Genomic DNA, 13,278 nt, shown 5'->3' on the forward strand with positions numbered 1-13,278 from the left:
CGAAAAGAGAAGCAAAGCTCATATTCGCTAAAAATTTAGTGTACAGTTTTAACTTTACGTACTTTACGTATAGAATACTCTGTTTAACGCCAAATTCCGTTCCGCATGAATTCTTTACTTCTGGATGGGGATTTGATTACAATACAGTAGGAGAGGCATGTAGCCTGTCAGCCTAATCCTCAGGAGGGACATCATGAACGATTTAGAGGGGCTTCTGCCCGAGCAAATAGAGAAAATCAGCAAGGCCCGTGAACGGGTAATCGATTCTATCGGTAAAAATATGGATTTATACGGCATCACCTTGTCCATCGGGCATTTATACGGTTATATGTACTTTAATGAGGGCCCGGTTACACTGGATGAGCTAAGCCGCACCATGGGCATGAGCAAGACCTCCATGAGTACTGGAGTCCGTACACTGCTTGATTTGAAGATGATCGATAAAGTCTGGGGCAAAGGTACCCGCAAGGATCTGTTCGAGGTGGTTCCCGACTGGCATCAGAACTTCAGCGATTACTTCTCTATTAAATGGAGAAAAGCAGTGGAAGGGAATATGACCGCCCTGAACAAATCGCTCGCCGAAATCCGGCAGATGCAAACCGATTATGCGGACGAGCCGGACCTCTCTCGCCTGCTCCACACCGACGAGATCAAGATTGAGGAAGCCATTAAATATTACCGCTGGCTGCTGAAGCTGATCGAGTCGCTTGAAACCGGCAAGATCTTTGAATTAATCCCTAAAGAATAATATCAGCTATAGGCGTTCAAACTATTCTGCTCAAGCTGAAAAGGCTGTCACCAAAAGCCATGAAGTGGCGCTTGGGACAGCTTTTTATTTGGTGCGGGATCAACGTGGACACTTGGGTGGACGCTGCGTGAACGGACCGTTGTTCCGATCGCTGTTTAAGCGGGAAATGGAACCTACCTATTCTGGACACCTGTACGCTGCCAATGTATGCTGTTTTCCACATACATTGGGGCCATCGCCTGCGTTTGAGCACAATGTATGCTGTTTTCCGCATACATTCGGGCCATCGCCTACGTTTGAGCACAATGTATGCTGTTTTCCGTATACATTCGGGCCATCACCTTCGTGCCAGCCCAATGTATACTGTTTTTCACATACATTGGGCCCATATGATGCTCTACTAGGAAACTATATTTTCCATACAAGTATCAAAACGGCCGCGATCCTTGAATTCAAGGATTACGGCCGTTTACGCATGCTGACGTGCTGTCACCGGCTCTTATACCACCGCTAAGTCACGCCATATCTCGTTACCTTACGGGTTCTCCACCAGACTCACATCATCAATATAGATATGATTGCCTGCCTCGATAGCGGCATTCGTCTCTGCACTGTTGCCGGGATTCAGCCCCAGCAAAAAGACCAGATGAACACCTGCATCCGTTCCGCCGTTCATGGTAAAGGTGTAGCTGAAGCGCTGTATTTCGCCAGTCAAGGCGGCAGCGGTTATCTGCAAATATTTCGTGTAATCCCCTCCGAAATGCTCGACTGCTACTTCAATCTGCCGGTTGATATCCGAACGTGCGCTGAAGTTCAAGGTATAACTTTTACCCTGAGTAAGCTTCAGATCCCTGTAGTCTACCTGGGCGGCGTAGTTAGCAGATCCAGTGAAGGCCAGTGACACCTCAAGCTCCCCATTCTGGACTGCGGTATTTCCGGCACCTTCGAAGTACTGGGTCCAGCCCTTAAGAGCCGGCTGCGCATCGAATGTGCCGTTATCCAGTGTGCCGCTGGCAGGCTCTGTGTCCGGTCCGCCCGTTACCTTCCTAAGCACGATATCATCAAAAGAAATCGTATGCGCCGTATGGTTCGCCGTCTTATCCTCACCCTGCGTCGCGCCGATCAGATAATTCAGCTTCAGCGGATTGTCGTTCGTCACACTGAACTGTGTGCTGTAAGTCGCCCATGTGGCTGTAATGTCGAACTTCGCCTGAGCCGCCTGGGCAGAGGTTCCGCTGTACTCTACGACAATCTGCCGCGGAACCGTAGATTTCGCCTTGAAGCTCAGCTCATAAGTCTTGCCTGCCTCAAGCGGAATCTTCTCCTGATAGAGCTGGGTATGCCAGGCTTGTGACCCGGCCGCTGTAATCTGCACCTCGGCTATCCCGTCTGCCACCTGAAAGGACGAAGCTCCGCCCTCACCGGACCACGTGGACCAGCCTGAGCTGCCGCTGGTGAATGATCCGTTGACAACCAGATTGTTATCATTCGCCAGTATCGTCTGAACCACACTAGCGTTGACATACCCTTCGGCTTCCACGGTAATGATATAGCTTCCCTCTGCCGGGAAAGCAGCAGACTGAATTATGATTGCTCCCGGTTGTACATGATACAGCTCTGCTGGAATCGTGACGCCGTTCACTTTAACGGACTTAATGCTGCCGGACCACTCTGCTTTCTGGATGAAGGTCAGCTCAATCGGCTGTGATACCCGGTTGGCCGTGGAATCTGCGAGCAGCTCCTGCGGCTTCGCCGGGGCGTCCTTGATCTCAAATTTCACATTATCGATCACAATATCATGACTCTGTGGAACGCTCACACCGCCTACCTTGCCAAGCAGGAATTTTAATGACAGCGTATCATTCGTACCCTGCCGGAATTCGAACCGGTAATGCTTCATCTCTGGTGTCAGCTCCACCGGCTTATCAATGGAAGGGGAATAACTCGCATTCTCTGCCTTCACATTGATCTGCCGCGCCACGCTGGCGCTGGCATCGAATTCAACCACATAATCCAAGCCCGCCGCAGCCTTGAGGTTATTCTGGAAAAGCATCACCGAATACGCCTGGTTGCCGGTGTTCGTAATGCTGAATTTCGCTGCCCCGTCCACCGCTGCCGCAGTGCTCTGGCCGCCGTCTTCTGTCAGCAGCCGCTCCCAGCTCGTAAGCCCGAAGCTGAAATCCCCGTTCATGAGCGGGTAATAGGTCAGATCAGGGTCATAATAGGAGCTGGTGCGTACCAGTACGAACTGGTCCAGCAGCACCGTTCCGGTACCACCGCTGAGGCTTAGGACGAATTGTCCAAGGCGGTCGCTGGCTCCAGGGAAGTTCTTGAAGACCGCCTCTGCCTGCTGATGGCCTGCCTTAAGCTCGACCGGTTGCGAAGCATGTAAGGTTCCGTCATGACCTAGTAGTTCAATGGTGGCCGTCCTTGCAGAGGAGCTATCCGCCTCGAAGGCCAGCTTGTAATCCTGGCCCTGCACCAGGAAGATCCCCTTCTGTTGCAGCGTAACCCCGCTGCCGTCAGTGTCCGCGCCTGTAATGTCCAGCTTCAGGCGGCCGTCAGCATCAACCCGCGGAGTAACCTCCGCACCTACTGAAGCATCGATATGCCAATAGCTCATCCGGTCCGGTTCGCCCAGATCGAAGCTGCCGTTGTAGAGGTGGTTGCCGCTGCCGAGCGGCGCCTTGGCGCTGTCATGATCAAAGGGAATGCTATCGATTTCTTCAAGCCGTGCATTGCCAAGCCAGACCGGGGAAGCATTGGTCCCCAGATTGAACTCAATCCGCGCGGCATTGTCCGAGCTCTCCTTCATCTGGAACATCGTCTCGTAATGCTGAAGCTGCGGGGTCAGCACCGCCTTGAATGCCGGGGAATAGGACGGAAAGCCCAGCGGTGCGCCACCGGTCAGCCGGGCTGTGAACTCCCTCGCCGTATCCGTTCTGGCGTCGAAGCTTAGCTTGTAATATCTGCCCTTTGCCAGCGAAACAAAGGCTTGCGGCTGAATCGAATAGGCGTTGCTGCCTGGCTTCAAGATGTTTACCTTGAGCAGATTCACGCCGCCTGTCTGCTCCAGGGACAGCGCTGCATCCGCGCCTTCATCTTTGTAGAGTACCCAGTGGGCTGTATTCGGGATGCCCATCCCGGGATCTCCCTCCACCTGCTGCGTGAATCCGCTGTTATAAATGAAGTTCCCATCTGCCAGGGGCGGCTTCGCTCTTTCCAGATAAGGCTCCTTCACCAGCTCCACCGGTACCGGCTGCCGGTATTCGCGTCCGGTCAGCTCATAGATTCTGACATAGTCAATCTCCATGGAACTCGGGAATACGGTCTCCTCTGTAGGGTTGCCGTCGAAGTTGCCGCCGACCGCCAGATTCATCAGCAGGTGGAACTTCTGGTTGAAAGGTGCCGGATAAGCATTCATCGCGGGCTGTCCGCTGCTCTTGCTGTACCAGTCATTTTTGGTGGAGTACAGCACCCCGTCCACATACCAGCGGATCTCTCCCGGCTCCCATTCTATGGAGTAGGTATGGAACTCTTCAATGGTGGAATCGCCCGGCAGCACATATTCCTTGCCAGAATAGACATTATCCGGCCACTGGGAACCATAGTGGATGGTTCCGGCGACCACATTCGGACGGCTGCCCCAGCCTTCCATAATATCCAGCTCCCCGGAGGCCGCCCAATTGCCGTACACATAATTCTCCGGCAGCATCCAGATCGCCGGCCACAGCCCCTTACCTGCCGGTGCTTTCGCCCGGATCTCGAATTTGCCGTACATTTTGCTGTACAAGCCATTGGTCTTAATTCTGCTGGAAGTGTAAGGCTTGCCGCCCATTGCCTCCTTGCGAGCGGTAATGATGAGCTTGCCGTCCTGTTCCTTCACATTCCTCGGATCATTGGTGTAATACTCCAGCTCATTATTGCCCCAGCCCGGATTCCCGACAACGGTGCCATCGCCGAGATCATAGGTCCACTTCGCAGGATCAATGATATTGTCATCGAATTCATCATTCCACACCAGACTCCACGGATCACTGGTCGGCGCTGGGGTCGGCGTTGGCTCCGGCGTAACCACCGGTGTTGGCGTTGGCGTTGACTCCGGTGTAACCACTGGTGTTGGCGTTGCTGTCGGCTCCGGCGTAACTACTGGTGTTGGCGTTGCCGTTGACTCCGGTGTAACCACTGGTGTTGGCGTCGCTGTCGGCTCCGGTGTAACCACCGTTGTTGGCGTCGCTGTCGGCTCCGGCGTAACCACTGGTGTTGGCGTTGCCGTCGGCTCCGGTGTAGCCGTCGCAATCTCTCCGCCCCCCGCAGCAACAGGCGGCGGGCTGGCCTGCGGCGAGGCCAGATTCAGATTGCTGCGGCTGCCCGGCTTGAGAACGATGCCCCCGGCCGTCACAGCCTCGGCCTGATTCAGCACGGTGCCGAAGCTGCCACTGCCCATAATCGTAGTGCCCCGGGCACCGGCTGTAAGTAGCAGCTCAGCCACCTGCGCTTGATTCATCAGCACCAGCTTGCCGGGAGTGCTCCAGATTAGCTTGGATAGCTTGCCTGACAAGCTCAGCGTGAGGTTGCCTCCGGCCGCATCAGCGGTGGATACCACCCCATAATTGCCAATAAGAGTGACCGTCTGCTCCCCTGGCGGGAGTACAACACTAGCGAACCCCTCGCCCGTAAGCGCAGCTTCTTCAAGGATAGCACCGGAATCAAGGTGTACTTTTCCAACGGTTGTCGTCCCGCTGGCAACGATGCGGACGCTGCCCTTCGGCTTCGCCACCTGAACAGGCCCAAGAGTACTGTTCACCAGGCTCACGCTATGCTCACCGCCGCCGCGGATATAGGTGGTGCCCTTCACCTGCACTCCCTCCAGCCGGAGATCTCCTTCCCCGATTCCCTCAGTAAGATAGAGATTTCCTTCAATGATACTGTCCTTCATTGTGATATCCTCATGGCTCAGCACCACATTGCCCTTCACCTTGCCCAGCTTCACTTCCCCGGCTGCGGAGCGCAGCTCCGCCACCAGTGTATCCGCCAGCTTTGCCAGCTCGGCACGGGTGATCCTCCCGTCCGGCTTGAAGAAGCCTCCGGGATAACCCTGCATATAACCGGCTGCCGTAAAAGCATCTGCCGCAGCGCTTACTGCACTGTCGGCTCCCGCCAGGTCGCTATACATGCCCTTCGCTTGACGCTCTGTCTCCAGCCTCAGTATCCGCTGAAGCGCAAGGACCGCCTCCCCGCGCTTCAGCGGAGCCGCAGGTCCGATACTCTGATCTGCGTCTGCAATCAGATACCCAGCTGCTACAGCTTTGGCGATATCATCCTTATACCAGGCCGCCGCCGGGACATCTGCCGGAAGCACAGCCGCCAAGTCCTTATAGCCGAAAATACGGTTGACGATTGCCGAGAATTCTGCCCGGGTCACCTGCTGCTCCGGCCGGAAGCTGCCGTCCCCGTAGCCGGAGATCACCCCGCTGCGGCTCCAGCGCATCACAGCATGAGCCGCCCAATTGCCCTCTCCCACATCGGTAAACGCTTTCAAATCATTAACAACCAAGCTTCCATTCTGCAAGGCGGCCGTTGTCTCCGCAGGCGCTGTCAGCCTGCTCTGAGCAGACTTCGCCATAGCCCCGCCGCTGCCCAGCGGCGATAGAAGTCCGGTAATGATTACAGCGGCTGCTAACAACGAAGGTATATTCTTTTTCATTCAGTGTATGCCTCCTCTGAATTAGAGTCTCAACTTAGCGCAATGACATCGTCCCGTTACTCTTCAGGTATCTTAAAGCTCCGGACCGAAATCGGTTTCGATTATCTCCATGCCATTCCTCTGAATGCAATTAACCTTTGACTTGTTTCGGCAAGTTGAATAGACTCTAGAAAGGACTGCTGTTTGACAGCAGAGAGTGTCCAAGTGAACGGTCAGTAGCCTTGAGAAACCCTGGCATACCCGTCTTTTGGCCCTGTTATAACTATGAAGCGGGGGTGAGCATAGCCATGCAAATGAATATCAAAAAAATTGCCGAAATGGCCGGGGTCTCTGTATCGACTGTGTCCAAAATCATGAACAATTACAGCGATGTTTCCGAAAAAACGAAACGAAGAGTGCTCGAAATCATCGAACAAACCGGATATACCCCCTCAAGCTCCGCTAAAACGCTGGCTACCAAGAAGTCGAATCTGATCGGGGTTATTTTTGCCGGTGAGCTGAATGTGGAATTTACCCATCCTTTTTTTGTTGAGGTGCTGAATTCGTTCAAAAAGCAGATGGGGGTGCTGGGGTATGACCTGATTTTCTTCTCGAATGAGAAGTTCATTAACAGCGGCGATTACTACTCACGTTGCCTGCATTTCCATGTGGATGGCTGTGTTATTATCTCTGGAGAAAAGATGGAGCCAGCCATACAGGAGCTGGACCGGAGCCATATTCCCTGCATCGGCGTTGACCTGGAGCTGACCGGCAAGAAATCCGGCTATGTCATGTCAGACAATTACCAGATTGCTTCCAAGGTAGTGGAGCACTTCTATCTGCTCGGGCACCGGGAGCTTGGCTTCATAGGCAGTACAGCGGATTCGGATATCTCCAACCGGCGCGAAGCAGGGTATGTCAGAGCCATTGCCGGCTTCGGCCTGGCCATGAATCCGGGGTGGTTCGTACATGGTGATGATTTCTTCGAGCCCAGCGGTTATGCGGCAATGAATTCGTTAATTGCATCGGGAAATTTGCCGCAAGCGGTCTTCGCCGCCTCCGATCTCCTCGCCCTCGGTGCAGTCCGCGCCTTGAAGGAGAAGGGGCTGCGTGTTCCCGAGGATGTGGCCATCATCGGCTGTGACGATATCGAGGCCTGCCAGTATACCAGTCCTACGCTGACTACCATCCGCCAGAACAAAGAACGCCTCGGTGTGCTCGCCGCCCATATGTTGTTCGATCTCATCAATAACCAGTCTGAAGGCGGCTCGTTTGTCGTTGAACCGGCGCTGATCGTCCGTGAATCCTGCGGCAGCGGGCTGAAACATTTGAACCGCTGAACGCCTGAACCACCGGATCGCCGTAACGCTGAACTTCTGCCTCTCCGGACCTGCCCTGCGATCCCTCCCCTCCAGCTCAGAACTTCGCTTGGATGCACTATGCACCCACCCGAAAACGCTTCCGATACTATAATCGCTCATTTAACGGGCTGCTTCAAGGCACCGTTTTTCTGATTTTGGGGACCATTTTTCGGCTTGGCCCCCACATCGGCCTGTCCTTGCTTCATTAGTCTCAATCCATCACAGCGAGGTAGGCTCAGCTACCTGAGGGTCCAGCGACAGCCTAACCAGTTGACCTGCATGACTAAGACCCGCACCGAATCCGTACAGCAACACCTGCTGGCCGCTGCGCACCTTCCCTTCGCGGATACCCAGATCAAGCGCAAGCGGAATACTGGCAGCCGAGGTATTACCGAAGGCTTCAAGACTGTATAGTGCCTGCTCCAGCGGATAATTCAGCCGTTCACAGATGGGTTCAATCATCCGCAGATTGGCGCTGTGCGGGATGAACCAGTCTACTTCCGCAAGACCTGCTCCGGCGTTCTTCAGCACCTGCTGTACTCCCTGCGGAACCGTACGGACCGCCCACTTGAACACTTCCCGGCCATTCTGCACCAGCAGCCCTGTCGCGGAGAGTTCCACTCCGTTCACCTTCTCAGCCAGCCCTGTGCGGTAGACATGCTGCGCTCCGCTTCCGTCACTGCCGAGATGGTATCCCATGAAGTCATCCTTCGCCCCGCCGCTCTCCACCAGCACAGCCCCTGCTCCATCCCCGAACAGAATACAGGTACTACGGTCCGTATAATCCGTTATTCTGGACAGCGTATCAGCACCAATGACCAGCACCTTATGATGCAGTCCCGAGGATACCAGCGCATGAGCCGTATGCAGAGCATACACGAATCCGGCACAGGCGGCGCTCAGATCTATCGCTCCCGCCGTCAGCGGAATGCCAAGGGTATTCTGCACAATCGAGGCCACAGATGGGAAAGAAAAGTCAGGCGTGCTGGTCGCCACAAGCACCATATCGACATCCTGTACGCTTTTGCCATAACGCTTCATCATGTCCCGGACGGCGGCTGCACACAGATCACTGGTATATTCATCCTCGCGGCTGATTCTGCGCTCCCGGATACCCGTCCGCTGCACAATCCACTCATCATTGGTATCCACCATCTGCTCCAGGTCCTGATTCGTAAGTCTGCGGGCTGGCACGTAAGATCCGATCGCTGTAATTTTTGCACCTGTCATGTGATCCCACCTCACCTTTTTAGTTTATAGTATCTGATATTAGCACTTGGTACTAATTATAACCTGCTCCTGACTATTTTGCAAAATGTATACCCGGAAGCGCCCAGCAGCAATCATATCTTAGCATTGTAAAGATCGAAAACACATGCTACAATCTTTACAATGTTAAGATAATAGGCAAGAAGGAAAGGAAGAACACAACTCTTGAAGGATAAACCCTACCACCACGGAAATTTACGCAACCAGCTCATTGAAGCAGGCATCAAGCTTATTAACACCGACGGCATTAGCAGCTTCTCCCTGCGCAAGGTCGCAGCCGAATGTGAAGTCAGCCACACCGCGCCCTACAGCCATTTCAAAAATATAGATGAACTAATAGCCGCCATGGGAGAGCATGTCACCGGGCAATTTATGGATTCGCTGCGTGTCTCCGTTCAAGGCCAGGAAGGTAAGTTTGAAGCGATCTCCCGGCTTGGGCAGGCCTATATTGATTTTTTCGTAGAGCATCCACAGTATTTCCAGTTTCTGTTCTACCATTCCGGCATAATCATTAATCTGGACAATTATGATGCTGACAGTTATCCGCCATTCGTCCTGTTCAGGACTACAGCCTTTGAAGTGTTCCGCAGCAACGGTCTGCCAGAGACCGAGTTCACCCCTCAGCTAATCACACTCTGGTCCATGGTGCATGGAATTACGGCATTGCTTACCAATAACGGGGTTAAGTATTCGGGCAACTGGCGCGATCTGCTGGAGCTTAAATCTATCTTTTAAGGAGATGAAGTCTTGAGAACGATCATACACGATCTGCAGGAGCAAGAATTCAAGGGCTGGCTGGGGGATATGGCACAAGAGGAAGTAACGGTCATCTCGGATAGCGGTGCAATTCATTCATGCATGGGCTGCTTCGGCTGCTGGACCCGGACTCCCGGGACATGCGTTATTAAGAGAGATGGCTACGACAATCTGGGCGAGCTGTTCTCGCGCAGCGATGAACTCACGATCATCAGTAAATGTATGTACGGCAGCTATAGCCCCTTTGTGGTGAATGTGCTGAACCGGAGTATCTCCTACGTCCTTCCCTATTTTGTAACCAAAGATGGAGCGACCCGTCACCGCAGCCGCTATGATCACCAGTTCACACTCTCGGTGCATTTCTACGGCGACGACATTACGGAGGCTGAGCAGGATACAGCGAGAAGGCTCGTTGCAGCTAATAGCATGAATCTGTATTCGGCAGGCAATAACGTATTTTTCCATACCAGTCCGCAGAGCATTAGGGAGGTCCTGCAATGAACATTGCCATGATTAACGGCAGCCCCAAGCCTACCGGCAGTAACTCAGGCCTTCTGCTGGGGATGCTGGAGCCGCTGATTGCAGACGGGAACGAGCTGCACGCCTATACGCCGAATAAAAGACCGCTCACTCCAGAAGAGTACAGCGAGCTATGCCGCATGGATGTGCTGGTCCTGGCTTTCCCGCTCTATAATGACGGTATCCCCTCGCATCTGTTCCAGCTCCTGGTTACCCTCGAAGGATACCTAAAGACAGAGCGCGAACGGGAGATATACGTCTATGCACTAATTAACAACGGCTTCTATGAAGGTGAGCAAAACCAGATTGCGCTTGATATCCTCAGACACTGGTGCGAGCGCGCCGGGGTTCACTTCGGGCAAGGCATCGGCCACGGCGCCGGCGAAATGCTGGGCTCTCTGGGGAAGGTACCGCTCGGCCGGGGCCCGCTGAAGAATCTGGGCCGCGCCATGCACAGCCTGGCCGGGAACATCCAGTCCCGGAATTCCGGGGAATCTCTGTTGATCAACCCCAACTTCCCGCGCTTCGCCTGGAAATTCAATGCCACGCACTTCTTCTGGCACGGGACGGCCCGGAAGAACGGGCTGAAGCCGAAGGACCTGCGGCGGCGGATGTAGGCCGGCGATGATTTCCGGTGGCAGGTGGGAATCTCCATTCCCGGACGAAGCTACTGAACTTGATGACGCTTAAAAGCGCGTCCGATAAATGGAAGACATATTATAGTGACCATCACATATAACCCAACCCTCATGGTGATTACACTTATTGTTAGACCTGGTAAAGGGTACGAAAAATATGAAGAATACTCTGCTGGGAATACTGGTTGCACTGCCATGTAGGGAAGCAGCATAAGCATATGATTCAATACGCCGTTCGATCCGCTAAGTCCTAAGAAGACAGGCAGCAAAACAATTAACACATCAATGACAAGGACTACAAATGCTGTTTTCATCTTGGCGGACAACAAGAGGGTTACTGAAATCATTCCGAACAGTACCGAATAAAGTATACCCGTCCATATCAATGCTGCTTCAAGCATGGTGAACGAGTAGGGAATAGTAACATTCAGAATTTGCAATGGCAAGTCCCAGCCATCCATTCCAAACGCCACAAGCTGAATACCGGCAGCCAATCCCAGATGAATGCTAAAAATCAGTAAGCCATAGAGGAAAGCTGCCGCAATCTTTGCTTTTATCAGCATGGATTTTCCATATCGGGTAGATAGAATGACGCTGTCTGCGCCTGTTTGATACTCTCCTGCAAATACAGGAGCAACACAAATGCAAATGGCTATAATAGATACAATCAGCAGTTCGAAGCACTGAAATAGGCTTTTCCAGCCGGCATGGTAACCATATACGTAAGGAGCGTCTACCTGGCTGTTCTTGGCATTCCAGAAGGCCTTCTCTTGAGTTGAATATGTCCAGTCGGAAAAATCCATATTCAAATAACTGGTCACCTTATCTTCGCGGGCCTTATAGAATTCACCAGCTTCTTCGGACTTCAGGTCCCGGAGGACTGTAAGACCGTTATCTGTAACCTGAGGCTCCAAAAAAGCATCATCAATCATCTTGTAGTAGGAGTAATATGGCAATACGTAACGGGTAAACATATCTTCCTTCAATTTCAACTGACTTCCATCTTTGACCACATTCTCAGATTTAGAGAATAATGCCTGGTAGGAGGCAATATCCTTTGCCACCCGCTCTTCGGTTAACATGCCTGCAAGCTCTCGGGCATACTCCTTCTCAAGCTGGATAGCGGCAATGCCAGTGACCTGGTGACCGTCCCGCTCCAGTGAAATATAGCTTTTGACGGGTAGAATAAATAAGAGCAAGGTTAGTGATAAGCTGACCAGAACTACGACTAAATTCATTCGCTTCTTGGCAATTTTCATGAATTCGTATTTGAATAAGCTATTCATTAGAGCCCCCTGTATTCCTTCATATTGTTATGAAAATGGTACAAATACAGATCCTCAAGTGTAGGTGCCTCATTCAAGGCTCCCTCCATAGGAATCGTATCACTGAGTACACGGAGGACAACCCTGTCATCCTCTCCATGATGCAGGTTGGCTACACAGAATGAACGACTGGCCGCTTCCGCCTCCTTCTTCTGCAATACGCACCTCCATACCTTGCCATCCATTTCATGTGCGATGCGGTCAGCCGGACGATTAATAAGCAGCTTGCCATCCTTAATCATTAAAATGGTATCGGAGATGTATTCGAGATCGGATACAATATGCGTAGACAATATAACGATTTTATCTTTGGCGAAGTTTGCAATTAAATTTCGGAAATGTACCCGCTCTTTCGGATCAAGTCCGGCAGTAGGTTCGTCCAACACCAATATGCGCGGGTCGTTAAGAACGGCTTGAGCAATTCCCAACCGCTGCTTCATACCACCCGAGAATGTACGTATTTTCTTAGCGGAAACTTCAGTTAGCCCAACCATCGCCAGTAATTCCGAACTACGGATTCTGGCATCCTGCGGGGATATTCCCTTCAGTGCGGCAACATAGAGCATGAAATCCTTGGCGGTGAAATCCGGATAATAACCGAAATCCTGCGGAAGATATCCAAGGGCGCTACGGTAATTCTCACCTAAATCCTCAAGCGTTCTTCCATCCAAATAAACAGAGCCCTGTGTAGGCTTAAGTACACCACAGATCATACGCATCAGAGTTGTCTTTCCAGCCCCATTCGCTCCCAGCATGCCGTATACTCCAGCCTGCATTTGAATTGACATTTGATCGACTGCAGTTTTACGGCCAAATTGCTTTGTGAGTTTATCCAATACTAATTCCATACTCCATCCTCCCCAGAAGCTTGTAAATTCCGAATACATACAAAAATCTGCTTACCCAAGATTAATTTTATCTCGGATAAGCAGATTGAACTTTAATATTGCATCGTTATTTTATTTAGAAAATCCTA

9 protein-coding genes are annotated in these 13,278 nt (G+C 52.3%); 5 read left to right on the top strand and 4 right to left on the bottom strand.

Going from position 1 to position 13,278, the window contains the following annotated elements:
- Positions 1 to 193: 193 nt before the first annotated feature.
- Entirely contained in the window at positions 194 to 748 is a 555-nt protein-coding gene (locus C162_RS31855; RefSeq protein ID WP_036701793.1) for a GbsR/MarR family transcriptional regulator, read from the top strand.
- 535 nt (positions 749 to 1,283) lie between these two features.
- Here the strand turns inward: C162_RS31855 and C162_RS36290 are convergent.
- The gene (locus C162_RS36290) at positions 1,284 to 6,455 is read right to left on the bottom strand and encodes a carbohydrate binding domain-containing protein (protein ID WP_051494087.1); all 5,172 of its coding nucleotides are present in this window, start codon (positions 6,453 to 6,455) and stop codon (positions 1,284 to 1,286) included.
- Positions 6,456 to 6,748: 293 nt separating this feature from the next.
- Between C162_RS36290 and C162_RS31865 the strand changes: the two genes are divergently transcribed.
- Positions 6,749 to 7,774: a LacI family DNA-binding transcriptional regulator gene (locus tag C162_RS31865; protein WP_036701881.1), complete on the top strand. Its 1,026-nt coding sequence runs from the start codon at positions 6,749 to 6,751 to the stop codon at positions 7,772 to 7,774.
- Positions 7,775 to 8,014: 240 nt separating this feature from the next.
- Here the strand turns inward: C162_RS31865 and C162_RS31870 are convergent, their stop codons facing one another.
- Entirely contained in the window at positions 8,015 to 9,025 is a 1,011-nt protein-coding gene (locus C162_RS31870) for a ketoacyl-ACP synthase III (protein ID WP_036701795.1), read from the bottom strand.
- Positions 9,026 to 9,229: 204 nt separating this feature from the next.
- On the opposite strand from C162_RS31870, the gene C162_RS31875 reads away from it, so the two are divergent.
- The 3 genes from C162_RS31875 to C162_RS31885 are packed head-to-tail and all read left to right on the top strand — an operon-like array spanning position 9,230 to position 10,956.
- Complete coding sequence (locus tag C162_RS31875) at positions 9,230 to 9,799, top strand: TetR/AcrR family transcriptional regulator (protein ID WP_036701796.1); 570 nt, start codon at positions 9,230 to 9,232, stop codon at positions 9,797 to 9,799.
- Positions 9,800 to 9,811: 12 nt separating this feature from the next.
- On the top strand, positions 9,812 to 10,321 hold the full coding sequence (locus C162_RS31880; protein ID WP_036701798.1) for a flavoprotein: 510 nt from the start codon (positions 9,812 to 9,814) through the stop codon (positions 10,319 to 10,321).
- Positions 10,318 to 10,956 (top strand): hypothetical protein, encoded by a 639-nt coding sequence (locus tag C162_RS31885; RefSeq protein ID WP_036701800.1) that lies wholly within the window; start codon positions 10,318 to 10,320, stop codon positions 10,954 to 10,956. The genes C162_RS31880 and C162_RS31885 overlap by 4 nt, the downstream gene beginning before the upstream one ends.
- Positions 10,957 to 11,006: 50 nt before the next feature.
- Here C162_RS31885 and C162_RS31890 read toward each other — a convergent pair whose 3' ends face one another.
- Complete coding sequence (locus C162_RS31890; RefSeq protein WP_036701801.1) at positions 11,007 to 12,263, bottom strand: ABC transporter permease; 1,257 nt, start codon at positions 12,261 to 12,263, stop codon at positions 11,007 to 11,009.
- Complete coding sequence (locus C162_RS31895) at positions 12,263 to 13,150, bottom strand: ABC transporter ATP-binding protein (RefSeq protein ID WP_036701803.1); 888 nt, start codon at positions 13,148 to 13,150, stop codon at positions 12,263 to 12,265. The genes C162_RS31890 and C162_RS31895 overlap by 1 nt, the downstream gene beginning before the upstream one ends.
- Between the last annotated feature and the right edge of the window lie 128 nt (positions 13,151 to 13,278).

It is taken from the genome of Paenibacillus sp. FSL R7-269 (genome assembly GCF_000517865.1).
In the GTDB taxonomy this organism is placed as follows: Bacteria; Bacillota; Bacilli; order Paenibacillales; family Paenibacillaceae; genus Paenibacillus_AQ.

What these genes read in the sequence shown, in the direction of transcription:
- C162_RS36290 (WP_051494087.1), bottom strand. Translation starts at nt 6,455, where the DNA reads ATGAAAAAGAATATACCTTCGTTGTTAGCAGCCGCTGTAATCATTACC.
- C162_RS31885 (WP_036701800.1), top strand. Translation starts at nt 10,318, where the DNA reads ATGAACATTGCCATGATTAACGGCAGCCCCAAGCCTACCGGCAGTAAC.
- C162_RS31890 (WP_036701801.1), bottom strand. Translation starts at nt 12,263, where the DNA reads ATGAATAGCTTATTCAAATACGAATTCATGAAAATTGCCAAGAAGCGA.
- C162_RS31895 (WP_036701803.1), bottom strand. Translation starts at nt 13,150, where the DNA reads ATGGAATTAGTATTGGATAAACTCACAAAGCAATTTGGCCGTAAAACT.
- C162_RS31865 (WP_036701881.1), top strand. Translation starts at nt 6,749, where the DNA reads ATGAATATCAAAAAAATTGCCGAAATGGCCGGGGTCTCTGTATCGACT.
- C162_RS31870 (WP_036701795.1), bottom strand. Translation starts at nt 9,025, where the DNA reads ATGACAGGTGCAAAAATTACAGCGATCGGATCTTACGTGCCAGCCCGC.
- C162_RS31855 (WP_036701793.1), top strand. Translation starts at nt 194, where the DNA reads ATGAACGATTTAGAGGGGCTTCTGCCCGAGCAAATAGAGAAAATCAGC.